General features: G+C 71.9%; 19 protein-coding genes. 9 read left to right on the top strand and 10 right to left on the bottom strand.

Features of this window, described 5'->3' with window-relative positions; genetic code table 11:
• Window positions 1–131: 131 nt before the first annotated feature.
• From tsf to ElP_RS22270, 4 genes are all read right to left on the bottom strand, one after another.
• Window positions 132–1,010 (bottom strand): translation elongation factor Ts, encoded by an 879-nt coding sequence (tsf, locus tag ElP_RS22285; RefSeq protein ID WP_197446289.1) that lies wholly within the window; start codon window positions 1,008–1,010, stop codon window positions 132–134.
• Between the two features lie 359 nt (window positions 1,011–1,369).
• Complete coding sequence (gene rpsB / locus ElP_RS22280; RefSeq protein WP_145273208.1) at window positions 1,370–2,425, bottom strand: 30S ribosomal protein S2; 1,056 nt, start codon at window positions 2,423–2,425, stop codon at window positions 1,370–1,372.
• Between the two features lie 199 nt (window positions 2,426–2,624).
• Window positions 2,625–3,134, bottom strand: coding sequence for a hypothetical protein (locus tag ElP_RS22275; RefSeq protein WP_145273205.1), 510 nt, complete (start codon window positions 3,132–3,134; stop codon window positions 2,625–2,627).
• A gap of 327 nt (window positions 3,135–3,461) precedes the next feature.
• Window positions 3,462–4,223 carry a DUF433 domain-containing protein gene (locus tag ElP_RS22270; protein ID WP_145273202.1) on the bottom strand — a complete coding sequence of 254 codons (762 nt, stop codon included), beginning with the start codon at window positions 4,221–4,223 and terminating at the stop codon, window positions 3,462–3,464.
• Window positions 4,224–4,543: 320 nt separating this feature from the next.
• Between ElP_RS22270 and ElP_RS22265 the strand changes: the two genes are divergently transcribed.
• The 6 genes from ElP_RS22265 to ElP_RS22240 all read left to right on the top strand — a co-directional run bounded on the left by ElP_RS22265 (window position 4,544) and on the right by ElP_RS22240 (window position 10,706).
• Window positions 4,544–5,227 carry a hypothetical protein gene (locus ElP_RS22265; protein ID WP_145273199.1) on the top strand — a complete coding sequence of 228 codons (684 nt, stop codon included), beginning with the start codon at window positions 4,544–4,546 and terminating at the stop codon, window positions 5,225–5,227.
• 135 nt (window positions 5,228–5,362) lie between these two features.
• Entirely contained in the window at window positions 5,363–6,925 is a 1,563-nt protein-coding gene (gene guaA, locus ElP_RS22260; RefSeq protein ID WP_197446288.1) for a glutamine-hydrolyzing GMP synthase, read from the top strand.
• A gap of 91 nt (window positions 6,926–7,016) precedes the next feature.
• Window positions 7,017–7,637, top strand: a complete 621-nt coding sequence (locus ElP_RS22255) for a DUF4190 domain-containing protein (RefSeq protein WP_145273193.1) — start codon at window positions 7,017–7,019, stop codon at window positions 7,635–7,637.
• Between the two features lie 116 nt (window positions 7,638–7,753).
• The gene (locus tag ElP_RS22250; RefSeq protein WP_145273190.1) at window positions 7,754–8,338 is read left to right on the top strand and encodes a hypothetical protein; all 585 of its coding nucleotides are present in this window, start codon (window positions 7,754–7,756) and stop codon (window positions 8,336–8,338) included.
• Between the two features lie 112 nt (window positions 8,339–8,450).
• Entirely contained in the window at window positions 8,451–9,674 is a 1,224-nt protein-coding gene (locus ElP_RS22245) for a C45 family autoproteolytic acyltransferase/hydolase (protein WP_145273188.1), read from the top strand.
• Between the two features lie 57 nt (window positions 9,675–9,731).
• Window positions 9,732–10,706, top strand: coding sequence for a hypothetical protein (locus ElP_RS22240; RefSeq protein ID WP_145273185.1), 975 nt, complete (start codon window positions 9,732–9,734; stop codon window positions 10,704–10,706).
• Window positions 10,707–10,885: 179 nt separating this feature from the next.
• Here ElP_RS22240 and ElP_RS22235 read toward each other — a convergent pair whose 3' ends face one another.
• From ElP_RS22235 to argH, 6 genes are all read right to left on the bottom strand, one after another.
• Window positions 10,886–12,013, bottom strand: coding sequence for a sigma-54 interaction domain-containing protein (locus ElP_RS22235; protein WP_231749211.1), 1,128 nt, complete (start codon window positions 12,011–12,013; stop codon window positions 10,886–10,888).
• Between the two features lie 201 nt (window positions 12,014–12,214).
• Entirely contained in the window at window positions 12,215–15,022 is a 2,808-nt protein-coding gene (locus tag ElP_RS22230) for a HEAT repeat domain-containing protein (RefSeq protein ID WP_145273183.1), read from the bottom strand.
• 238 nt (window positions 15,023–15,260) lie between these two features.
• On the bottom strand, window positions 15,261–16,550 hold the full coding sequence (gene lysA, locus ElP_RS22225; protein WP_145273180.1) for a diaminopimelate decarboxylase: 1,290 nt from the start codon (window positions 16,548–16,550) through the stop codon (window positions 15,261–15,263).
• A gap of 67 nt (window positions 16,551–16,617) precedes the next feature.
• Window positions 16,618–17,541 carry a hypothetical protein gene (locus ElP_RS22220; RefSeq protein ID WP_145273177.1) on the bottom strand — a complete coding sequence of 308 codons (924 nt, stop codon included), beginning with the start codon at window positions 17,539–17,541 and terminating at the stop codon, window positions 16,618–16,620.
• 17 nt (window positions 17,542–17,558) lie between these two features.
• Complete coding sequence (locus tag ElP_RS22215) at window positions 17,559–18,431, bottom strand: restriction endonuclease (protein ID WP_145273174.1); 873 nt, start codon at window positions 18,429–18,431, stop codon at window positions 17,559–17,561.
• A 32-nt stretch (window positions 18,432–18,463) separates the two neighbouring features.
• Window positions 18,464–19,840 (bottom strand): argininosuccinate lyase, encoded by a 1,377-nt coding sequence (gene argH, locus ElP_RS22210; protein WP_145273171.1) that lies wholly within the window; start codon window positions 19,838–19,840, stop codon window positions 18,464–18,466.
• 200 nt (window positions 19,841–20,040) lie between these two features.
• On the opposite strand from argH, the gene tenA reads away from it, so the two are divergent.
• The 3 genes from tenA (at window position 20,041) to ElP_RS22195 (ending at window position 22,751) form a co-directional block, all read left to right on the top strand.
• Window positions 20,041–20,718, top strand: coding sequence for a thiaminase II (gene tenA / locus ElP_RS22205; RefSeq protein ID WP_145273169.1), 678 nt, complete (start codon window positions 20,041–20,043; stop codon window positions 20,716–20,718).
• 211 nt (window positions 20,719–20,929) lie between these two features.
• The gene (locus ElP_RS22200) at window positions 20,930–21,472 is read left to right on the top strand and encodes a hypothetical protein (protein ID WP_145273167.1); all 543 of its coding nucleotides are present in this window, start codon (window positions 20,930–20,932) and stop codon (window positions 21,470–21,472) included.
• A 184-nt stretch (window positions 21,473–21,656) separates the two neighbouring features.
• Entirely contained in the window at window positions 21,657–22,751 is a 1,095-nt protein-coding gene (locus ElP_RS22195) for a cytochrome-c peroxidase (RefSeq protein ID WP_197446287.1), read from the top strand.
• Window positions 22,752–22,828 lie beyond the last annotated feature (77 nt).

Raw genomic sequence — 22,828 nt, 5'->3', positions numbered from 1 at the left:
GGGAGGGGGGATGGCCGATGGCCGGGGTCCGCCCGGCTCGGGCTCCCCCTCGGCGAGGCGCCGAAGGCCGCCGGGGCGACGGCCGACCGGCCTCACGTCTCGCCCGCTCGCCCCCCCGAGGGCCGGGATGATTACTCGGGGGCCTCGCCCACGGCGAGTCGGGCGAAGTGGCCCAGCTCGATGCCGGGCCCGGTGGCCTTGATCACGTCGCTGACCTTGTTCGAGGGGTCCTTGACGAAGACCTGGTCGACCAGGACGATCTCGCCGTACCAGGAGTTGAGCTTGCCCTCCGCGATCTTCTCGCGGATGTTCTCGGGCTTGTCCTCGGCCTGGGCGACGAAGATCCGCTTCTGCTCGGCGACGGCGTCGGCCGAGACTTCCTCGCGGCGGGCGGCGATCGGCCGGGTGGCGACGACCTGCAGGGCCAGGTCCTTGGCCAGGGCGATGACGGCCTCGCTGCCGGCGGTGGCGTCGTCGGGGCAGCGGAGCGAGACCATGGCGCCGGACTTGTTGTCGTGGTGGACGTAGGCGTCGACCCGGCCCGGGCCGTCGAGCGACAGCCGGGCGGCCCGGGTGAACTGGACGTTCTCGCCGGTCCGGGAGTTCAGGTCGAGGAGGAAGTCGGAGAGGGACTTGCCGGCGCCGCCGACGGCCTGGCCGGAGAGGCCGGCGACGTCGATCGGGCCGGTCCCGGAGCCCTGAAGGACGAGGTCGGCCAGCGTGGCGGCCGCCTTGCGGAAGTCGTCGTTGCGGGCGACGAAGTCGGTCTCGCAATTAAGCTCGACCATGGCGCCGACACGGCCGTCGTCGGAGATGGCCACCTCGACCCGGCCGGCGGAGGCGGTGCGCCCGGCCCGGCCGGCGGCCTTGGCCATGCCGCGTTCCTTGGCCAGGGTCTCGGCCTTGGCCATCTCGCCGCCGGCCTCCTGGAGGAGCTTCTTGCACTCCATCAGGCCCAATCCGGTGCGCTTGCGGAACTCGTTGACGGCCTGGGCCGTGATCTCGGCCATCGTGCGGGACTCCCTGGCAGGGGGATCGATCGATTCGTGGTGGGTCCGGGACGCTGGTATCTGGGGGGGAAGGCCGGGCGCGTCGGGGTCCGTCGGCCCGGGGCCGGAGCCCGTCATGGTCGGCCCTCGGTGAGCGGCCCTCCCGGGGCACGGGACGACCCGGGGGCCGGACGCCCCGGTCGGGTTCGACGCGGTGGCCGAGGTCGGCGGGACGGCGAAGGGCCCGCCCGGCGGCGGGCCGGACGGGACCGATCATGTCATGTCAGGTCGGGGGGTCGGCCGGCCGGACCCGACGAGTCGAGCGGGCTCGAGAACCGAGCGGGATCCGGTCCGGACCGGCATCTCGAGCCCCCAAGACCTCAGCCCTCGGCGGGCTTGGGTTGCTCCTCGGCGGCCGACGGCTCGGCTTCGGCCGGCGGGGTCGGAGCGGAGTCGCCGGTGTCGGGCTCGGGGCCGGCCGAGGGTTGGGAGATCGGCGCGGTCGCCTGCACGCCCTCGGGCAGAGGGCCCTCGGCCGGCAGGGGACGGGGGGCGGAGTCGCCGGGCTCGGGGGGAGCGACCGGGGGAGACTGGCCGCCGCCGGCCTGGGTGGCCGGGTCGGAGGCCGGGCCGGCCGCCCCGGCCGGTGCCGATCCGCCTCGACCGGCGAGGCCCCCGGGGCCGGCGGGCCCTCGGCGGTCTCCCCGGCCCCGGGGGCCGCCGGGGCCGGGCTCGGGGCGCTGGGCCTCGGGGGGGGCGGCGGCCTTGCCGTCGATGATCGCCTGGGTCAGGCGGCCGAGGATCAGCTCGATGGCCCGCATGCTATCGTCGTTGCCGGGGATCGGCAGGTCGACGACGTCGGGGTCGCAGTCGGTGTCCATCAGGGCGACGACCTTGACGCCGAGCTTCCTCGCCTCGCTCACCGCGATCTTCTCGCGGTGCGGGTCGATGACGAACATCGCCTCGGGCTTCCGGGTCATGTGCCGGATGCCCTCCAGGTTCCGGGAAATCTTCCGACGCTCCCGGTTCAGGGTGCTCAGCGCCTTCTTCGAATAGGTCAGCGCCATGTCGCTGCCGAGCGTCTGCTCCAGCTCGTCCAGGCGGTCCAGCCGGCTGCGGATCGTCTGGAAGTTGGTCAGGGTGCCGCCGAGCCAGCGCTCGGTGACGAACGGCATGCCGCACTGCTGGGCGTGCTCGACGACGATGTCGACGGCCTGCCGCTTGGTGCCGACGAAGAGGATCAGTCCGCCGCCCGAGGCGACGCGGTTGAAGTACTTGACCGCCCGGAGGAGGCCGCGGACGGTCTCCTTCAAGTCGATGATGTGGATCAGGTTCCGCTTGCCGTAGATGTACGGCTTCATCTTCGGGTTCCAGCGGCTGGCCCGGTGGCCGTAGTGCACGCCGGCTTCGATCAGGTCCTTCACCGCGATGGCCACGGGCGATCCCCTCCGAGGGCGATGGATTCGGGTCCGGCCGACGATCCGGGGGCGGCATGCCCCTCGGGCGGCCTTGCTCGGGTTGCTCGAGTTGGGTCCGTTCGTCCGGAGAAACGCAATCCGACTCGGTCGAGTCGCCTAGTGTACCGACCTCGGGTCCGGTCGTCAAATCGACCGGGACGGGCCGATCGGGGCGGACTCATTCCCGAGAATCGAGGGTTGCTCGGAGGGCCCGATACGCCGAATGAGGGGGCCGGGCGTGGCCCCTCGGCGGGTAGGCGCGGAGGAGGTCCCGCTCGTCGAATTTCAGCTCCAGCCAGGAGTTCGAGCCCCTCGGCGCGACGATCCAGGTCGTCTCCCGGCGCAGCAGCTCCCGGCCCGAGCCTCCTGGGAGATTCGGGTCGACGACGATCCCGTACATCTCCTCCTCCCTCACGCTCCCCGGCACGGGGGGGCCGGTGATGGCCAGGACCTCCGGCATCGTCATGTCGAATTCGAGGCGGTCGACGGGGAGGCTCCCCCCTTCGAGGACCCACCACCAGCGCAGTCCGACCGCCGCCCACGAGCCGACGAGGACGAGAAGGACGGCCCGGGCAATCCTGTGCCTCGGCCTCCCCGAGGCGAGGATCAGGGCGAACAGCGTGATCGCCAGCCCGGTGATGGCGGGGGAGACGCTCCGGAGGAGGGAGGGCCTGGGAGGGCGGATCATCCGGGGGTCCCGGTATCCGTCCTCCGCGTTCCCCGTGGAATGCCAGCGGCTCCCGTCCGGGTTCGAGTGGGTGAATCCCCTCCCGTTGCCGATCCCGACGAGGAGCGGCCCCCGCCGGGCGGGCGAGGCATTCCACGTCGCGGATCCGGCAGCGAAGTTCAGGGCGACCAGCGCTAATGACGAGGGTCGCCCCGCGGACCGAGCATCGAGGGCGGGGGATGCGCATGGCGGGTCGGTCCTCCGGTCCCGGGGTGGTCGGATCGGGCGTCTCGCATGCGAGCCCGGCCCCCTTTCTTGAATCAGGCGACAAAAAGCCGGGGCTTGGAGTCAGGGACCGGGGCCGTCGGGCAGGTCGTCGAGGACGGGGAGGCCCGGCGGATAGGGGCCGTCGGCGGGGTCGAAGGGGCCGCAGAGGCCCTCGGCGTCGCAGGCCCGGCAGGCGGCCAGGTCGGCCCGGGAGAGGTCGGGGTACCACCGCATCAGCTCGTCGTCGGTCTTGCCGTCGCCGAACCAAGCGGCCACGGCCTCCACCTCCCGGCGGGTCCGGAGCAGGATCGGCCACTCCTCGCTGATGCCCCGCACCAGGGCGATGTGCCGCCGCCAGTGGGCCGACGCCTCGGCGACCTCCTCGGGGGTCGACTCGGGCACCGGGGCGGGCGGGGCCTCGACGGGCTCGGGCCCGGGCTCGGGGGTGGGCCCTGCCTTCGCCCTCGGCTTCGGGCCGGGGGAGGGGGCCGGGGGGGGAGGCCCGGCGGCCCGGTCCTGGTGGCGTTGCAGCTCGCGGAGTGCGGCCCGGGCGTTGCGCTCGGCGAGGGCCTGGGCCCGGCACCAGCCCAGCTCGGGCAGCCCGTCGCGGGGTTCGGCCAGCGCGAGCCTCCGGAGGCGCTCGGCGGCCAGCACCAGCAACTCGGCCAGCAGCACGGCCAGCGCGTCCGAGGCGTCGACCCCGGCGACCAGGCCCGAGGCCAGGCGGTCGAAGGCGGAGCGGTCGGGGTCGAGCAGGGCCAGGCCGAGGGCGGGGGACCGGGCCGGGGGGGCGGATTCGTCGTCCGAGAAGTCGGCCGGGAGGCCGGGGGCGTCGGGGCGCATGATCGAGGGGTTCCGGTACGAGGGTCGGTCTCCGAGGCCGGGGGGTCCGCGTTCGTCGACCCGGTCTGCGGTGCGGCCGTCTCGTGCCGGCGGGGTCCTCGCCCGACGATCGGCCGGGGGGCCGGGGCGGGGCGCTCATCGAGGCGTTTCCCTTATCATCGTGGCGAGTCGCATTTTTAATCACAAGAAACGGGGGAGGGCCCGGGGAGGGACGCCCCCGGGACCGCCCGGCGACCGGGGGGGCGTGTCCGTCGGGGGTCGATTGCGCTAGAATGACCGGCGGCGTGCGATGCGCAGCGACGAGCCCGGAGGCGATGCCGATGCCCCCCTTGCTGTGGGCCGAGTTCTCGATCCAGTTCCTGATCCCGGCGATCTTCCTGGTGATCTGGGCGTTGAACCAGGTGTTCGGCCGGGCCGAGGGGGCCGCGGCGGCGAGGCCGAGGGAGCGGATCGGCCCGAGGCCGATCCCGCCGGGGCCGTCCCGGGCGCCGCAGCAGGGGTCGAGGCCACCCTCGGGGCCCCCGGGGCCGAGGCAGGCGCCGGCCTCGCCGAACCGGCAGGCGACGGCCCGCCCGGCCCGTCGCGGCCAGGGGAGGCCGGTCGAGACGCCCCCGGCCCGCCCCCCGTCGCCGCCGGGCCAGCCGACCGAACCCGCCCGGAGGCCGAGGCAGACCACGGCGCAGATGGAGGAAGTGTATGCGATCTACGAGGACGACCGGGTCTCCCCCCGGGCCGTGGACACGCCCCTCCCCGGCCCCGTCTCGGCTGCCGAGCTGAGGCCGACGCCGAGGCTCTCCGACGAGCAGGTCGTGCCGGTCGTCATCACCGGGTTGGACCGCCTGATCGGCCCCGGGATCTCCCCGTCGAGGCTCCGGGAGGCGATCCTGCTCGGCGAGATCATCGGCCCCCCGATGGCCACCCGGGGGCGGCGGGGGACGATGACGATGCCGATCCTGCCGAGGACGCCTCAACCGCCGGCCCCGGATCAGGGCGAGGGAGGCTGATCCGGCCGGCCGTGACGGTCGTGCGGCACGGAGGCCGGGAATCGCGGCGATTGCGATTCTCAAGGGCCCGAACACCGGGGTAGGATGGCGGTTTGGTCCGCAACCACCCCGACCGCTGGGAGGCCCGAGCCGCCGATGCATCCCGCCGAACACGCCCGGCGTCCCGTCCTCGTGCTCGACTTCGGCTCGCAGTACGTCCAGCTCATCGCCCGGAGGGTCCGGGAGCGGCGGGCGTTCGCGTTGATCGTCCGGCACGACATCTCGGCCGAACGGGTGAAGGAGCTGGACCCGATCGCCCTGATCCTCTCCGGGGGCCCCTCCAGCGTCTACGAGGAGGGGGCACCGAGGTGCGACCCGGCGCTCTTCGACCTGGACCTGCCGACCCTCGGCATCTGCTACGGGATGCAGCTCGCCTGCCAGGCGATGGGCTCGAAGGTCGACTCCGTGCCGAGCCGGGAGTACGGCCCGGCGGCCCTCCGGGAGGTCGACGCCCATTCCCCGCTGCTGGCCGAGGTCCCGACGGGGACGACGGTCTGGATGAGCCACGGCGACCAGGTCCACGAGCTGGGCCCCGAGTTCGAGGGGCTGGCGGCCACCGCCTCCTGCCCGCTGGCGGCCGTCCGGCACCGATCGAGGCCGGTCTATGGCCTGCAATTCCACCCGGAGGTGAGCCACACGCCGCTCGGGGCCCACATCCTGGGGAACTTCCTCGACCGGATCGCCGGCAGCCCCGGCGAATGGACGATGGAGGCATACCTGGATCTCGCCGTGGCCGCGATCCGGGAGCGGGTCGGCCCCGACGAGCGGGTCGTCTGCGGCGTCTCGGGGGGGGTGGACTCCTCGGTCACGGCGGCCTTGCTGGCCCGGGCGCTGGGGGAACGGGTCGTCTGCATCTTCGTCGACAACGGCCTGCTCCGGTCGGGGGAGCGGGCGGCGGTTGTCGACATGTTCGGGGCCCATTCCAAGGCGGAGCTGCGGGTGATCGACGCCGCCGACCGCTTCCTCTCGGCCCTGGACGGGGAGACCGACCCCCAGCGGAAGCGCGTCATCATCGGCCACACGTTCATCGACGTGTTCCGGGACGAGGCGGAGTCGATCCCCAACGCTCGGTTCCTGGCGCAGGGCACGCTCTACCCGGACGTGATCGAGAGCGGGGGCTCGCCCGACGCCCCGGCGGCGACGATCAAGCACCACCACAACGTCGGCGGCCTGCCGGCGGAACTCGGCTTCGAGCTGATCGAGCCCCTCCGGGAACTGTTCAAGGACGAGGTCCGTCGGCTCGGGATCGAGCTGGGGCTGCCCGAGGCCCAGGTCTGGCGCCACCCCTTCCCCGGCCCCGGGCTGGCCGTCCGATGCCTCGGGGCCGTGACCCGGGAGCGGCTGGAGGTCCTCCGGAGGGCCGACGCCATCTTCCTGGAGGAACTCCGGGCCGCCGGCCTGGAGCGGGCGACCGGGCAGGCCTTCGCGGTGCTCCTGCCGGTGCAATCGGTGGGGGTGATGGGGGACGGCCGGACCTACGAGAACGTGGTGGCGCTGCGGTGCGTCGACACCGATGACTTCATGACCGCCGACTGGACCAGGCTCCCCGCCGAGCTGCTGGCCCGGGCGTCGAGCCGGATCATCAACGAGGTGAAGGGGGTCAACCGGGTGGCCTACGACATCACGAGCAAGCCGCCGGGGACGATCGAGTGGGAGTGAGCCGGGGCGATTCCCGGCAATATCGGGCGGCGGCCGGCGAACCGCTGGAGTCCCCCGGTCTCCCCTGATTTCCCCCCCGGAGCCCCTCGCCATGCACCCGGACTGGCACGACGACTCCCAGGCCGTCCACCCCGACTTCGAGGACATCCCGGCGCGCTCGAAGGGGGAGCCCGAGTCGACCGAGCGCCTGGCGGTCGTCAGCCTGGTGGCGGGGATCGCCGGGTTCTTCCTGCCGGTGGTCGGCCCGGTGACGGCGATCGTCTCGGGGCACGTGGCCCGGGACGAGATCCGCAAGTCCCGGGGCCGGCTCGGCGGCGACGCGCTCGCGAAGACCGGCCTGATCCTGGGGTACGTCTGGGTCGGCCTGTCCCTCCTGCTGATCGGCGTGGTGGCCACGGTGACGACTTCGTTGGCCCGTCGGGCCCAGACGCATGCGGTGGGGACCCCCCACGGGCTGGGCACGCCCCCCCGGATCCAGGCGGTCACGCCCGCCTCGGCCGAGACGCCGGGGTTCGAGTTCCACACGATCGAGGTGCCCCACTTCCCGGAGTTCGAGGACGTCGAAACCCTCCGCTTGCCCAGTGGCGTCAACGTGCAGCGATCGGGGCAGTCGATCAGGATCGACCAGGACGGCCGGGACACCCGGACCGAGGTGATCGCACCCCCGTCCCCCCTGGCGCCTCCCGAGGCCCCCGAACCCGACTGCCGATGACCTGATCGGCGCCCAACGGCCCCCCCTCGATCCTCGTAGCAAGGGCAGGGGGGGCGGCACGCCTGGGGAAGGACTCATGGCCCGATCGCTCCCACGTCCCGGGGAGGAGGCGAGCCGTGGGCGATCGGGACCAATCGGGGCGAGGCGACGCGCAGAACCGGCCGACGATCGGGGCGATGATGCTGCTGATCGCCGGGGTCGGCGTCGGCCTGGCGGTGATGATTCCGCTGGACGGGCCCGGGGCCGAAGAATGGAACGAATGGGTCTTCGTCCTCGCCGGCGGGGTCCTCGGCGGGGCCTCGTTCGTCGGGGTGCCGCTGCTGATCCGGGAGCGTTGGCGGAGGCCCCGGCGCCGGTTCGGGCCGGGCCAGGTGATCTGGTTCTCCCAGGGGACGGCGGCCTGGCTGCTCTGGCCGCCGATCGTCGTCGGCTCGATCTCCGTGAATCGGGGACGCAACCCGCCGATCGTCGACCCCTCGGCGCCGCAGATCTGCTTCGCCTACGGGACGCCGCTGATGGCGGTCTACCTGACGGTCGCGCTGCTCGCGGGGGGGTGGTGGCGGCCCCGGGTTCGACGGCGGGGGGGCAGGCGGCCGAGGCCGGTCCCCTGGACGGAGCGGTTCGGGCTGCTGCTGGGGATGGGCTGGGCGGTGCTCGGGCTGTACGTCCTGTCGATGATCTACCGGAGCAAGTTCCGCTGATCGGCCTCCTCCGGGGCGATTTCGAGCGGTAGGTCGTAAGAATCGGCCCCCGGGTGCGATACACTTTCTGGCGGGGGCCGACGGCCCGACCGCACCCGACAGGAGACCGACGATGCCCCGGTTCGCCCCCGCCTGCCTCGCCGCGACGATCGTCCTGTTGGCGGCCCCGATGGCCGTCGGCGGGGAGCCCCGGACGGTCTCCCGGTGCGGGGACGGCTTCCTGGAAGAAATCGACGGCCGGAGGGTCCTGCACGTCTCCGGCTCGCCCTACGAGATGGGCTACCAGCACGGCCGACTGCTCCGGGACGAGATCGGCACCCTCACCAGGTTCCTGCTGGACGAGAAGGCCGGCGACCTGGAGATCGAACTGGGTGGCCTCACGGTCGACCCGAAGGCGGTGATCCGGTCGGTGGCCGAGGGACAACGGCAGTTCGTCCCCGACCGCTACTTCGAGGAGTTGCAAGGGGTGGCCGACGGCTCGGGGGTCCCCCTGGAGGACCTCGTCGTCTGCAACTTCATCCCCGAGCTGTTCCACTGCTCCGGCTTCGCCCTGTCGGGGTCGGCCACGAAGGACGGCGCCCTGCTGCACGGCCGGGTGCTGGACTACGGGACCGACTGGAGGCTCCAGGAGTTCGCCGTGCTGATCGTGGCCGAGCCGGAGGGGCTCGTCCCGTTCGTCAACGTCTCGTATGCCGGGTTCATCGGCAGCGTGACCGGGATGAACGCCGAGCGGATCTCGGTCGGCGAGATGGGGGGCCGGGGCCTGGGCCATTGGGCCGGGGTGCCGATGGCGGTGCTGGTCCGCCGGGCCCTGGAGGAGGCGACCTCGCTCGACGAGGCGGTCGCCGTCTTCCGGGACAGCCCCCGGACATGCGAATACTACTACGTGATCGCCGACGGCGAGGAGAACCGGGCCGTCGGCATGGAGGCGTCGTGGCACGCCTTCAGCACGGTGGCGATGGGGGAGGCGCACCCGAAGCTGCCCCGGGCGGTCCCGGATGCCGTGATCCTCTCGGCCGGGGACCGCTACGAGGAGCTGGTCCGCCGCGTCCGAGGGGGGCTGGGCGGGTTCGACCCCGAGTCGGCCCTCCGGCTGATGGACCGGCCCGTGGCGATGGATTCCAACCTGCATAACGCGCTGTTCGAGCCGGGGAGCACCCGGTTCTGGGTCGCGCACGCCTCGCCCGACGGGGGGCCCGCGGCCTCCCAGCCGTACCACGAGTACCGGCTCACCGCGCTGCTCGGCCGGGCCCCCGACGCCTCGGCCCCGGAATACGAGGCGCCGCCGACGCTCGCCTCGGCCGGCGACGGGCGCGAGGCGGGCGGGGCCCGCTGACGTCCGCCCAATCTCCCGATTCCTGACCCCGTATCGAAGCGACCGAGGCCATCTCCCATGTCGATGAACGACCCGATCGGGCCCGAGAAGTACGACGCCTACCAGGAGCCGCAGTTCGCCTCCCCCCCCGAGAAGAAGGGGCCGGGGTGCCTGTTCTGGGGCTGCCTGATCTCGGGCATCCTCGCCGTGGTGACGATCATCCTGATCGTCGCCCTGGTGTTCTTCGTCCGCGGCAAGATCGTCGACGTGATGAAGGAATACACCGAGCCGACCCCGGCGGAACTGCCGGAGATCCAGCTGGCCGAGCAGGAGCGCCAGGCGATCGTCGACCGCTGGGAGGGCTTCCGGGCGGCGCTCGACGACGGCAAGGAGGCCGAACTGGAGCTGACCAGCGACGAGTTCAACGTCGTCGCCCAGCAGGTCGTCCCCGAGGCGGCCGAGCACGCCTACTTCACCGTCGAGGGGGACGTGCTCCGGGGCCAGATCAGCGTGCCGGTCGAGCAGTTCGGCAAGAAGCTGCTGGGCACCGACCAGCTCGACGGGCGCTTCTTCAACGCCTCGGGCAGCTTCGACGTCTTCCTCCGCAACGGCCTGCTCGTGCTCCAGCTCCAGGACGCCGAGGTCAAGGGCGAGCCCGTCCCCGACGAGGCCATGCAGCAGATCCGCACCCAGAACCTGGCCGAGAACCTGGCCAACGACCCCGAGAAGCGGGAACTCTTCTCGAAGTTCCAGCGCATCGAAGTCAAGGACGGCAAGGTCATCATGACCTCCAAGGGCGACGCCCCCGCCGGGGAAGTGGACGTCGAGGCGGGGGAGGTCGTCGAGGAATCCGCCGAGCCCGAGGCCGAGGCGGCCGAGGAGCCCGACGCGGCGGACGCGCCCGGGACGCCCGCCGAGCCCGAGCCGGCCGCCGAGCCCGAGCCGGCCGCCGAGCCGGAGGAACCCTCCGGGGCCGAGCAGCCGGAGGCCGAGGTCGTCCCCGAGCCCGAGCCCGCCGAGACCCCGGCGGAGGAGCCGGCCCCGGCGGCCTGACCCGAAGGGCAAGGTGCCCCCCCGGCCCGATCGAAGCGAGGCCGGATCCGGTCGACCGGCTCCGGCCTCCTTTTGTCGCACGCGCCGGATCGGAGGATCGGCGATCCCCCGCGAGCCGGGCGGGCCGGGAGCGGGCGAGCCGGGGCGGGAGGTCGGGGGGCGGATGGCCGCGCCCAGGATCAGGAGTCGTCCCCGTCGCCCGGCGACTCCCCGTTGGCGGAGGGGGAGTCCAGGCCGTATTCGGACAGCTTCTTGTGCAGCGTGTTCCGGTTGATCCCCAGCCGGGCGGCGGCCTTGATCTGGACCCGGTCGCAGGAGGCGAGGACCTGCTGGATCAGCTCGCGCTCGACCGGGGCGACGATCCGCCGGATCAGCTCGTCGGAGTTCGGCCCGGCGGCGAGCAGGCCCCGGCGGACGAGGTCGGCGGTCAGGCTGTCCAGGTCGGGGGCCTTCCCCCGGATCGCCCGGGGGGGGGCGACCCCCCGGAGCTGCGGCGGCAGGTGCTCCGGCCTCAGTTCGGGGCCGTCGCCGAGCACCACGGCCCGCTCGACATAGTTCTGCAGCTCCCGGACGTTGCCCGGCCAGTCGTACCGGCAGAGCAGCTTCATCGCCTCGGGGTCGACCCGGCGCATCTCGCGCTGGTCCTGCTCGCCGTACCGGGCGAGGAAGAAGGTGACCAGCGGGGGCACGTCGTCGCGGCGGTCTCGGAGCGGGGGCAGGTCGATCGGCACGACGTTGAGCCGGTAGTACAGGTCCTCGCGGAACCGGCCGGCGTCGATCTCCTCGCGCAGCTCCCGGTTGGTGGCGGCGACCACCCGGACGTCCACCTTCTTGGTGCTCACGTCGCCGACCCGCTCGAATTCCCCCTCCTGGAGGACCCGGAGCAGCTTGACCTGGAGCTTGGGGGACGTGCTGTTGATCTCGTCCAGGAAGATCGTGCCGGTGTGGGCGGCCTCGAAGCGGCCGGTGCGGTTCTCGACGGCGCCGGTGAACGAGCCCTTCACGTGGCCGAACAGCTCGGATTCGAGGAGGCTCTCCGTCAGGGCCCCGCAGTTGACCCGGATGTAGGGCCCGGAGGCCCGGGGGCTGAGGTCGTGGATCGCCCGGGCGATCAGCTCCTTACCCGCCCCGGTCTCGCCGACGATCAGGACGCAGGCCCTCGATCGGGCGACCTGGCGGGTGACCCGGGCCACGTCGCGCATGACCTCGCTGCCGGCGATGACGCCGGGCAGGCCCGAGGGGTCGTCGACGGGGCGATCCGGGCGGGAGGGCCCCTGGTCGTTGCTCCGGGAGTAGGTCATGGCCATCGGGTGTCGCATCCTTCGGGGGCCGGTCGTCGGCCCGAGGTCGGCCCCGGGGGGCCGTCTCGCGGTGATCGGCCCCGATCCTCGGGGCCGGGCGGATTCGATCGCGTCGGGCCGGACGGCCGGTCCGCCCTCCCGCTCGGTCGTCGCGGGAGGGCGGGCGGGCCCCCGGGCCGGATGGGCCGAGTCCGGGGGCCCGGCCGGTCACTCCACGGGGTTCGGGCCGGGGTCGTCGGCGGCGGGGGCCCGGGTCGTCAGGTCGCCGGCGACGGCGTCGAGGGCCTCCCGGAGCCCCGGTTCCGCGGCGCGGTCCCGGGCCCGGAGCAGCCGGGGCCGCTGGTCCTTCGCCAGCAGGGAGCCGAATCGGGAGATGCTGGTTTGGAGGGCCTGGGCGGCGGCGACCCGGGAGGGGGCCGGTCGGGTGGTGTCCGCGGCGAAATCGGCCAGCGAACGCTGGGCCTCGACCGTCGGCACGGCGGCCAGGGCGGCGGCTGCGGCCGGGGCCCGGGACGGTTCGGCCAGGGCCCGCTGGAGCTGGGGGACGACCCGGGCGAGGTCGGCCGCGAACGAGCCCCCGGGGCGGGAGGCGATCCCGGCCAGGGCGTCGGCCGCGGCGTCGGCCATGGCCTCAAGTTCGGCCCGGGGGATCGGGACGTCGCCGATCCGTCCCCACGATCGGGCCAGGGCTTCCTCGACTGCGGACGGGTCGCCGGGGGCGGTGAGGACGGCGACCCGGTCAAACTCCCGGGCCAGCGCCTCGACCCGCACCCGGGCCGTCCCCGGGATCGGGGGGGTCGGCCGGACGGAGTCGTACACGGTGACCTCCAACCGGTAGAGGGCCCGGTTGCCGTAGAGGAACCGCTCCGCGCCCTGGGCCCGGAGGTCATAGACGCCGGGGGTGTCGATCGTCAAGGCGAGCGAGCCGAGCCCGGTGGCCACCGGGACGCCGCCGGGGCCCTCCCGGCGTTCGAGCCAGAGGGCCACGTCGACCGGCCTCAGCGTGCTGCCGGGGGCCGGCTCGATGATCGCCGAGATCGAGTCCCCCGGCCGCAGCGGGCCGATCTCGAAGAGGTCGCCGGAGATGTCGACGGGCGGCGTCTCCTCGCCCGCCTCCTCCCCCTCGGCGGGCAGGGGAGGGGGGCTGAGGGGGTCGACCGGCCGGTCGACCGCGGGGGGGGCGTTTGGGTCGGGCAATTCCCGCTTCGGCTGGTTGTACGGGGGGCGGTCGTCGACCGAGAGCCGCCCGTCGATCCTCCCCTTGCGAGGGACGCCGACGAAGGTGATCGGCGTGGCCCGGACGGGGATGTCGTTCGGCTCGACCTCCGACTGCCGGATCGCGTATTCCCGGCCCCGGGCGATCGCCCGGGCCGGGTCGATCGGCAGCGGCAGCAGCACGGGGAGCCCGGCCGTCCGGGCGTCGGAGCGGAGGTCGAGGATCAGGTCCCGGGCGTCCCGGCCCCCCCGGAGGAACGCCGGGTCGACGATCAGGGCCTCGACCCCGGCCGACTCCGCCGCCCGGGCGAAACCCTCGTCGGCGGTCGAGGCGGTGATCGGCGCGATCCCCCGCTCGCGAAGCGACGAGGCGATCGTGGTCAACAGCGGGGTATTGCCGCTCACGACCACGACCTCGGGCAGGTCCCCCGGCAGCAGCGACCGGGCGAGGATCGGCACGACCCGGCTGGCGCCGGGGATGCCGACCGCAGGGTCGAGGCGGGCGATCTCCGAGGCCGCCGCCAGCTGGACCCGGCGGTCGGGGACCGCCAGGGCCGAGACGAGCGGCGAGGGAGGGTCGGCGGCCTCCAGCGAGGAGGGGTCGGCCACTCGGCCCAGCGCCGAGATCAGCGGGGGGGCCAGGTCGAACTGCTTCGACTCCTGGACGAGGCGGAGCGCCTCGGCCAGGATCTCCGGATCCTCCCGGGAGAGATCGAGGGGTGCCGTGCCCGGCTCGGGGGCCGGTCCCACCTGCTGCGCCCGGATCTGCAATGCGAGTCGGACCGCCCGCGCCTCCGGGTCTCCGGGATCCAGCTCCAGGGCCCGGTCGGCGAACCGGGAGCCGAGCCGCACCTCGGCCTCGTCGGGCCGGACGAGGACCGGGGAGACGTTCCCATCCTGCCAGGTCCACAGCTCGACCTGGTCGCCGGGGAACTGGTAGGCGCCGGTCAGGTAGCGTCGTGCCTCGTCGAGCAGCAGTCGGGCGGGGGTGCGGGACAGCTCCCCCATCGGGGCCCCGGCGATGCGACGGATCGCGTCGAGGGCCTGGGTGCGGGCCGGGGCGGGGTCGTCGCCGGCGGTCGAGGCCAGCGAGACGAGGAAAGGCAAGGCCCGGCGGTCGCCGATCCGGGCGAGCACGGAGGCGGCATCGGCCGCGAGGGTCGGGTCGGGGGCGTCGAGCGCGGCCAGTAGGGCGGGGACGGCCCGGCGATCGAGCCGACCCATGTTGCCGACCAGCAGGGCGCGCTCGGGGGAGCCGACGGGCCGATCGGCCAGGGCCTCGATCAGGTAGGGGACGGCGTAAGGCCCCGCCTCGTCCAGCCTCAGGAGCGCCTCGCCCTGCTGCACCGGGCTGCCGACGAGCAGCTCGACGGCGCGTCGGAGCCGGTCCTCGCGTCTCGCGTTCCGCCGGGAAGCGGCGGCGAGGCGGTCGAGGATCTCCCGGACCCGCCCGGCGGTCCGGGGGTCGTCCTGGAGCCGGAGGATCGAGCCGAGGCCGAAGCGGTCCCGGATCTCCAGCAGGGTGGCGTCGTCGGGCTCCAGCTGGAGGAACCGGTCGATCAGGGGGACGGCCTGGTCGGTGAGGCCGACCCGGGTGAGGTAGCCGATCGCGTCCCAGAGTTCCAGGGGGGTCTGCGGGGGCCTGGCGAAGGTCTCGAGGCCCGGCGCCTGGGCCTGCGCGACGCCGATCGCCGGGCCGATCGCTCCGGCCGCCAGGACCACGAGCAGCGCCGAGGCCGACCGGCCGACGGCGCCGGCTCGGCCCGGCTCGCGATCGAGGGGGGTCGGGGTCGGAGGCATGGTGCGGACCTCGTGGTTCGGGGGGAAGGTTCGGGTGATCGATCGATCTCGGGGGATCGGACGCCTCGCTCGACGGATCGACGGCTATGGCTAGGATGCCCGACGCCCGGCGGATCGTCGGCCTCCGGGCCGCTCGATTTCTCCCCGACGCGATACGACCCCGTCGATCGGCAGATCCGGTTCGCCCCCGGGTCGCCCCCCCGCCGGCGCCGGGGGGCGGGACGGGCGCCCCCGGCGGTCAGGAGGGGACGTCCAGCTCCGGACCGAGCAGGTCGTCGTACGTCTCCCGACGCCGGACGAGGGTCGCCTCCGAGCCCTGCACCAGGACCTCGGCCGCCCGGGGGCGGGTGTTGTAGTTGGAGGCCATGACCATGCCGTAGGCCCCGGCCGAGAAGACCGCGAGCAGGTCCCCCCGGGCCGTCGGCGGCAGGGCCCGGTCCTTGGCCAGGAAGTCGCCGCTCTCGCAGACCGGGCCGACCACGTCCCGGGGCTCGGTGCCGGGGATGGGGGCCTCGAAGTCGTCGGGCCAGCTCGGCGACCCCTCGGGGACGCGGACCGGCCAGATCCGGTGGAACCCCTCGTAGAGGGCGGGCCGGATCAGGTCGTTCATGGCGGCGTCCTGGATGACGAACCGCTTGTCGCCGGACTGCTTGGTGAAGATGACCCGGCTGAGAAGGACGCCCGCGTTGCCGGCGATCGACCGGCCCGGCTCCATCGCCAGGCGGCAGCCGGTCTCCCTGAGCACGGGGACCATCACCTCGGCGAATTCGGCGATCGGCCGGGATTCCCCGCCCCGGTAGTCGATGCCGAAGCCGCCCCCCATGTTGCACCAGGTGATCTCGTGTCCCATCCCCCGGAGGCGGTCGACCAGCTCGGCCGCCCTCGCGGAGGCGTGCGCGTACGGCTCCGTGCTGGTGATCTGCGAGCCGATGTGCATGTGCAGGCCCGTCATGGCGAGCCCCCGCATGCCGAGGACCGACTCGGCCGCGAGCAGGGCGCGGTCGACGTCCATGCCGAACTTCGACTCCTTCTTGCCCGTCGAGATGTAGCGGTGCGTCTTCGGGTCGACGTCCGGGTTCACCCGGAGCGCGATCGGCGCCTTCACGCCCTCGGCCCGGGCCACGGCGTCGATCGCCTCGAGTTCGGCCTCGCTCTCGACGTTGAAGAGCATCACCCCGGCCCGGAGTGCCTCCCGGATCTCCTCGTCCGTCTTGCCGACCCCGGCGAAGACGGTCTTCGAGGGGGCACCCCCGGCCTTCCGGACGCGGTACAGCTCGCCGCCGGAGACCACGTCGAAGCCGCTGCCGTGGCCGGCCATCAGCTTCAAGAGGCCGAGGTTCGAGTTCGCCTTGACCGAGTAGCAGACGAGCGGGTCCAGCGCGGCGAAGGCCGAGTGCAGCTCCGCCAGCCGATCGACGAAGGCCGAGGCGCTATACACGTAGAGCGGCGTGCCGAACCGATCGGCCAGCTCGGCGGCCGGGAGGTCTTCGCAATAGAGGTCGCGGTCTCGGTAGTGGAAATGGTCCATCGGGGGCCTTCCGGGTTGGGCGAGCGCCGCCCGCCTTGGGAGCAAGTCATCTCATCGGCTCGACGGGTCACCCTTTGCGCCGGATCGCCCCGTCCCGGACCGGGTCGGCGACGGGTCCTCCGGCATGGTCTGGCTCGCCGAGCCGGGCCCGCACGGGCTCGTCGTCGAGACCCTCCAGCTCGGGGTCCGGTTCGGGGGCGGGGCCGGAGCGGAGGTTGTGGAGCATGGTCACGGCCTGGGGCCGGTTGTAGTGCAGGCAGGCGTTGTAGAAGGCGTCGAACTCCTGGCCGGAGGCGGGGTCGAGGAAGGAGACGGCCTCGATCAGGTCCTCCCAGCAGAGGCAGCGGATCTCGACCCGCCGGATCGCCGGGACGAACCAGTCCCGGAACCAGTCGTCCCGGGCCCCGGCATAGTCCTCGACCCGGCGCCGGACCTTGCGGAGGATCGCCCCCCGGGAGAGTTCGTCGGCGAAGACGTCGTCGGCCACCCGCTTGCGGGGGGCGACGAGGCAATAGCTCAACTCCTCCAGCTCCATCGGGTGCCGGTCGGCCCTGCGGAGCACCTCGGCCATGCAGGCGACGGTCCGGGCCGCCTGGTCGTACCAGGGGGCGTTCCTCACCCCGGCCGAGAGGCGGGAGAACATCTTGCCCTCGACCACCACCAGCTGCCTCGCCTCCGGCAGGAGCACGAGATCCGCCCAGCCCCGGTTCCCGGTCGTGAAGTGGCCCAGGGCGCCGTCGGCGTGGGTCCACGACTCCGCCAGCCGGTCCTTCCGATACCGGGGCAGGAACGCCGAGGGCAGCCAGGCCTCGGCGAACCAGGTGGCCCCGGGGGCCGGGGCCATCGGGGAGGGGCCGGCGTCGGGGTTGCGGGCGTACCAGTCGATCATCAGGCGCAGCAGCCAGTTCTCGTTGTAGAGCAGCGTCGGCGGCATCGCGGGGGCGTCGCCGTCGCAGGACTGCAGCAGGCTGGCGATGCGGTCGAGGATCATTCGCCTGAACGTCCCGATTAGATGCCTGAGAACCAGTCGGCGTCGATTGTCACTTTCTCGACCATCTCGACGCGTACCCCGAGACTCAATTCCTTGAGCTTGTCGGCAAGCTGATCCCCATCGAGCAGGTCAATCGGCGGGGCCCCATCTCGAGTCGCCTCCTTGACGGCCTCTCGCGAGTAAGTACTCGTTGTAATGAATAGCCCCTTATCTGCACGTCCAACCATCGCACCTCTGAAGTCTCGAATCTCGCCCGAGGAGACGACCCCCTGATAACGCTTGCACTGAAAGATTACATGGAAACTCATAAGACCATGAATTCGAGCAATGCCTTTCCCATCAATACCTCCATCGCCTGAGCGGCCCGTCACCTCGACCTGAATGAATCCGGATTCTCGGAGAAGCCTTTGGACCAGGCGCTCGAATGCGTCTGGGGTGAGATCCCTGGTGAGCAGACGATGAAGGAGCATCTTCCAAGGTTGGTGCCCGACCTCTTCGCTCTCTTCGATGCTTGTTTCCGTCTCCCCCTCGTCGACCTTCTTTCGTGACATTTCTCGAACCAACCTCACGACATCGCCGGGGTCGACGGTCTCGACCACTTCGGCGGCTTTCGTGAGGGACCAAATCCCTCGTGAGGAATTGTCGATCAGTCCGAATTTCTTCAAGTACGTTCTCGCCCAAGCCAAGCGATACTCAACCTCTCTCTCATTTCCCTGTTCGGGACTATGAAGTCTTCCAAGAACCTCCTCGCTGAAAGCCAGCAACTCAACGACTTTTTCATTGATCTCGTGTAATGATCCGGAGCCGCCAAGCTCCCTCAGCGCCAGGAGTACGGGATTGAAGAGCTGATGATACGCAGGCACATCCGAACAAGGATTGTTTATGCTCATTACGGCGTCTTTCCAGGACCGGAGCAATTACTTCAAGCGAGACGACCCTTCCACTCGGTTAATTGCCGATCGACCTCCGCCGGGGCCGTCGATCCGTAGGAGCGGAACGCCTTGACCGCGTTCTCGACGCCGAGCGAGCCGGCCACGTCCTCCTCGATCGCGGGGCAGGCGGCCCGGAGGTCGTCGGGGGGCAGGTCGGCCAGTCGGCAGCGGCGCGACTCGCAGAGGGAGACGAGCTTGCCGACGACCTCGTGGCCGGTCCGCTGGGGGACGCCCTTGAGGATGAGGTATTCCATCAAGGTCGTCGCGTCCAGGAAGCCCTCGTCCAGGCGGGCCGCGATCCGTTCCCGGTCGAGCGAGGCGCCGGAGACGACCACCGAGGCCAGGTCGAGGCAGGAGGAGACGGTGTCGACGGCGTCGAACAGGGGGAGCTTGTCCTCCTGGAGGTCGCGATTGTAGGCGAGCGGCAGCCCCTTCATTAGGACGAGGATCGTGTGCAGGGCGCCGACGACGCGGGCGGTCCGGCCCCGGATGAGTTCGAGGACGTCGGGGTTCTTCTTCTGGGGCATGATGCTGCTGCCGGTGCAGACGGCGTCGGGCAGGAGCAGGAAGCCGAACTCCTGGGTGGACCAGAGGATCCATTCCTCGGCCCAGCCGGAGAGGTGCTCGGCGATCAGCGCCAGGCAGAAGAGGGTCTCGGCGAGGAAGTCCCGGTCGCTGGAGACGTCGAGGCTGTTGGGGGCGACGGCGTCGAAGCCGAGTTCCCGGGCGACGAACTCCCGGTCGATCGGCAGGGTGGTGCCGGCCAGCGCGGCGGCGCCCAGGGGCAGGACGTTCAGCCGCCTCCGGCAGTCGGCCAGGCGGTCGCGATCCCGGGCCAGCTTCTCGACGTAGGCGAGGGCGTAGTGGGGGGCCAGCACCGGCTGCGCCCGCTGCAAGTGCGTATATCCGGGGAGGATAAGGCCGCGGTGGCGCTCGGCCAGGCCGACGAAGGACCGTTGCAGCCCCAGGAGCAGCCCGTCGATCGCGTCGATCGCGTCCCGGGTCCAGAGCTTGACGTCGGTGCTGACCTGGTCGTTCCGGCTCCGGGCGGTGTGGAGCTTGCGACCGACGTCGCCGAGGCGGTCGATCAGGGCCGACTCGATGTGCATGTGGATATCCTCCTTCTCGATCGAGAAGGGGAAGCGACCCTCGGCGATCTCGGCCCGGATTTCCGACAGGCCTTGCACAATCCGTTCGCATTCAGCGGGGGAGACCAGTCCCACGTGGGCCAGCATCCGCGCGTGGGCGATCGAGCCCCGGATATCATGTTCGAACAGCCGGTGGTCGAAGGAGATCGACTCGGTGAACTGCTCGACCCGGCGATCGGTCCGATCGGCGAACCGGCCTCCCCAGGGTTTCTCGGCCACGATGTTGCCTCCGCGCCGCGCCCGACCTGCTCAAAGAACCGGCAGAATGCATTGGTTAGCTTAGGCGGGCGCGGCGGTCGAAGTCAATCGGCGAGCGATCGGCCGGGGGCCGCCGCGACCTTGCCCGCCCCCGGCGCCGGGGGGAAGATGGGTGCAGGACCCCGGGACGCCGGGCCCGATCTCCCTGGGAGGCCCCCCGCATGGCCGACTCGAACGCCCCATTCACCGACGCGCTCTGGGAGGCCATCGGCCCGATCTACGGGGCGATCCTCGGCCACCCCTTCGTCTCCGGGCTGACCGACGGCCGGCTGACCCGGGACCGCTTCGCCTACTACGTGGTCCAGGACGCCCTCTATCTCGGGTCGTTTGCCCGGGCCCTCTCCGCCCTCGCCGCCTCCGCGCCCGACGGCGAGGCGACCGCCATGTTCAACCGGCACGCTGGCGACGCGATCGCCGTGGAACGCTCGCTCCACGACGGGTTCCTCGGCGACCTCGGGCTGCATCCCGAGCAGGTCGACTCCGCCACCCCCTCCCCGACCACCCAGGCCTACTGCGACTTCTTGCTGGCCTCCTCGTTGGGCCGACCCTTCCACCAAGGGCTCGCGGCCGTGTTGCCCTGCTACTGGATTTACCAACGGGTGGGGAGGGAATTGCTCCCCAAAGGCTCGCCGGATCCGATCTACCGGCGCTGGATCGACACCTATGGCGGCGACCGATACGATGAAGTCGTCCGGGAGGTGCTGGCGTTGACCGACCGGGTGGCTGTCGAGCTGACCGGGCCCCAGCGGGATGCGATGCAGGATCGGTTCGTCCTCGCCGGCCGATACGAGTGGATGTTCTGGGACGCGGCCTACCGGCTCGAACGCTGGCCGGTCTGAAAGTTGCCGGGATTTTTAAGCCGAAATCCCCGCGATTGTCGCCCGGCCTTTTTGGGGGGCGATCCGGCCGCAAGCTCCGGTCGGGACGGCGATTACCCGAAGCCCCCACTTGCCGAGGGCGATCTCGTGTGTTACATCGCGGGAGATGGGGGTGTGCCGTTCGATGCCCCCAAGCCACTCGCTTGCTTGCAACCAGAGGAGGACGTCTCCCATGAACCTCATCAGGACGTATGGCCCCTACGTGGCCGGGACGCTGCTGGCCGCGGTGTCGCTGGCCTTCGCCGCGCAGCAGGGGCCCGGCATCCTGTTCCCGGACTGGTCCGAGCCGACCAAGGGGACGTACGACGCCCCCGCCGCCGAGCTCGGCGAGAAGGTCACCGGGTCGAGGCCGTGGAGCATCACGACCTACACCTCGGCCATCGAGGGGAAGGTGCTCGAAGGGAAGCCGATGGCGGTCGTCGGGGAGGTCGTGGACCTCTCGTGCTACTTGCAGGTCGGCAAGCGTGGCGACAAGCACCGCGACTGCGGCCAGAAGTGCGCCGAGCAGGGGCAGCCGATCGGCCTGCTCACCGAGGACGGCTCGCTGTTCCTGCTGATGGACGAGGAGCACAACCCCCGCCGGGACGGCCTGACCAATTTCCGCAAGGCCGCCATCGAGAACATGGCCAACGTGGTGACCGTCAACGGCACGTTCTCCGAGGTGGCCGGCCAGAAGGCCCTGTATGTCCAGGGGTATCTCACCGAGGGGCAGTGACCCCCGCTCTCCTCGCAGTCGCCCGACCCGACTGCCCGACCTCCCCGAGGCGGCCCGGACCCCGGGCCGCCTCCCGCACCCGCCGCCCCGACCGGGGTCGCCCGGTGGGAGGATCCCGCCCCTTCGGGGGCAGTCCGGCGTGCGATCCGATCGTAGGACCGAGTGTCGAGGGGACCGAGAACCGATGAGACGATTGACGATGACCGCCGCGGCGGCGATGGGCCTGGCCTTGTCCGCCGGCCTCGTCGCCGCCCGGACCGAGCCGACCGCCGGGCCGAGCCCCAACTCGGGGCCCGCCTGGCCCCCCGAGCAGGAGCCGGAGGTGCCGCTGGGGCTGATCCCGGTCTTCTGGCCCGACGACAATCCCTATAGCCCCGAGAAGGCGGAATTGGGACGCCTGCTCTACTTCGACTCGAGGCTCTCGTCCGACAATTCCATCTCCTGCGCCAGCTGCCACGAGCCGAGCAAGGCGTTCACCGACTCGTCGCCGGTCTCCACCGGCATCAGCGCCCAGAAGGGCGGCCGGAGCGCACCGACCGTCATCAACCGGGCCTTCACGACCCTCCAGTTCTGGGACGGCCGGGCCGCCTCGCTCGAGGAGCAGGCCATCGGCCCGCTGGCCAACCCGCTGGAGATGACCCTGGAGGACGACTCCAGCAAGGCCCACGAGGCGGTCGTCGCCCGGCTCGTCGAGATCCCCGGCTACCGCCCCCGCTTCGCCTCCGCCTTCGGCGATGAGCAGATCACCCTCGACCGCGTCGCCAAGGCGATCGCCACCTTCGAGCGCACCGTCTACTCCGGCAACTCCCCCTACGACCGCTTCAAGTCCGGGGACGAGTCGGCCCTGACCGAATCCCAGCGCCGGGGCATGGACGTCTTCTTCAACAAGGCCGCCTGCGACGCCTGCCACCTGGGCTTCAACTTCAGCGACGAGTCGTTCGTCAACATCGGCATCGGCTACGACCCGGACACCGGCGTCTTTACCGACCCGGGACGTTACGCCGTCACCAAGTCGGAGCGGGACCTCGGGGCCTTCAAGACCCCCACGCTCCGCGAGGTGGAGCACTCGTCCCCCTACATGCACGACGGCAGCTTCGCCACGCTGGAGGAGGTCGTCGAGCACTACGACAAGGGCGGGATCCCGAACCCCCACATCGACCAGCGCATGAAGCCGCTGAACATGTCGGCAACCGAGAAGGCCGACCTAGTCGCGTTCCTCAAGGCGCTCGGCGGGGAGGGCTGGCAGCACGTCCAGGCCCCCTCGGAGTTCCCGCGCTGACCTCCCCGGATCGCCCCGGGGCCCGATCGACGGGCCTCGGGGCCGCCCTCCCCCCGACCGCGACGCCCACCGCCCCG

The organism is Tautonia plasticadhaerens, assembly GCF_007752535.1.
Taxonomy (GTDB): domain Bacteria; phylum Planctomycetota; class Planctomycetia; order Isosphaerales; family Isosphaeraceae; genus Tautonia; species Tautonia plasticadhaerens.
This window is presented reverse-complemented; position numbering and strand designations above follow the sequence as displayed.

Bases quoted from the DNA above. Each gene is read 5' to 3' on its own strand.
- ElP_RS22195 (WP_197446287.1), top strand. From the start codon at position 21,657: ATGAGACGATTGACGATGACCGCCGCGGCGGCGATGGGCCTGGCCTTG.
- ElP_RS22265 (WP_145273199.1), top strand. From the start codon at position 4,544: ATGCCCCCCTTGCTGTGGGCCGAGTTCTCGATCCAGTTCCTGATCCCG.
- ElP_RS22255 (WP_145273193.1), top strand. From the start codon at position 7,017: ATGCACCCGGACTGGCACGACGACTCCCAGGCCGTCCACCCCGACTTC.
- guaA (WP_197446288.1), top strand. From the start codon at position 5,363: ATGCATCCCGCCGAACACGCCCGGCGTCCCGTCCTCGTGCTCGACTTC.
- lysA (WP_145273180.1), bottom strand. From the start codon at position 16,550: ATGGACCATTTCCACTACCGAGACCGCGACCTCTATTGCGAAGACCTC.
- ElP_RS22220 (WP_145273177.1), bottom strand. From the start codon at position 17,541: ATGATCCTCGACCGCATCGCCAGCCTGCTGCAGTCCTGCGACGGCGAC.
- ElP_RS22230 (WP_145273183.1), bottom strand. From the start codon at position 15,022: ATGCCTCCGACCCCGACCCCCCTCGATCGCGAGCCGGGCCGAGCCGGC.
- ElP_RS22245 (WP_145273188.1), top strand. From the start codon at position 8,451: ATGCCCCGGTTCGCCCCCGCCTGCCTCGCCGCGACGATCGTCCTGTTG.
- tsf (WP_197446289.1), bottom strand. From the start codon at position 1,010: ATGGCCGAGATCACGGCCCAGGCCGTCAACGAGTTCCGCAAGCGCACC.
- ElP_RS22275 (WP_145273205.1), bottom strand. From the start codon at position 3,134: ATGATCCGCCCTCCCAGGCCCTCCCTCCTCCGGAGCGTCTCCCCCGCC.
- ElP_RS22215 (WP_145273174.1), bottom strand. From the start codon at position 18,431: ATGAGCATAAACAATCCTTGTTCGGATGTGCCTGCGTATCATCAGCTC.
- ElP_RS22200 (WP_145273167.1), top strand. From the start codon at position 20,930: ATGAACCTCATCAGGACGTATGGCCCCTACGTGGCCGGGACGCTGCTG.
- ElP_RS22240 (WP_145273185.1), top strand. From the start codon at position 9,732: ATGTCGATGAACGACCCGATCGGGCCCGAGAAGTACGACGCCTACCAG.
- ElP_RS22235 (WP_231749211.1), bottom strand. From the start codon at position 12,013: ATGGCCATGACCTACTCCCGGAGCAACGACCAGGGGCCCTCCCGCCCG.
- ElP_RS22270 (WP_145273202.1), bottom strand. From the start codon at position 4,223: ATGCGCCCCGACGCCCCCGGCCTCCCGGCCGACTTCTCGGACGACGAA.
- tenA (WP_145273169.1), top strand. From the start codon at position 20,041: ATGGCCGACTCGAACGCCCCATTCACCGACGCGCTCTGGGAGGCCATC.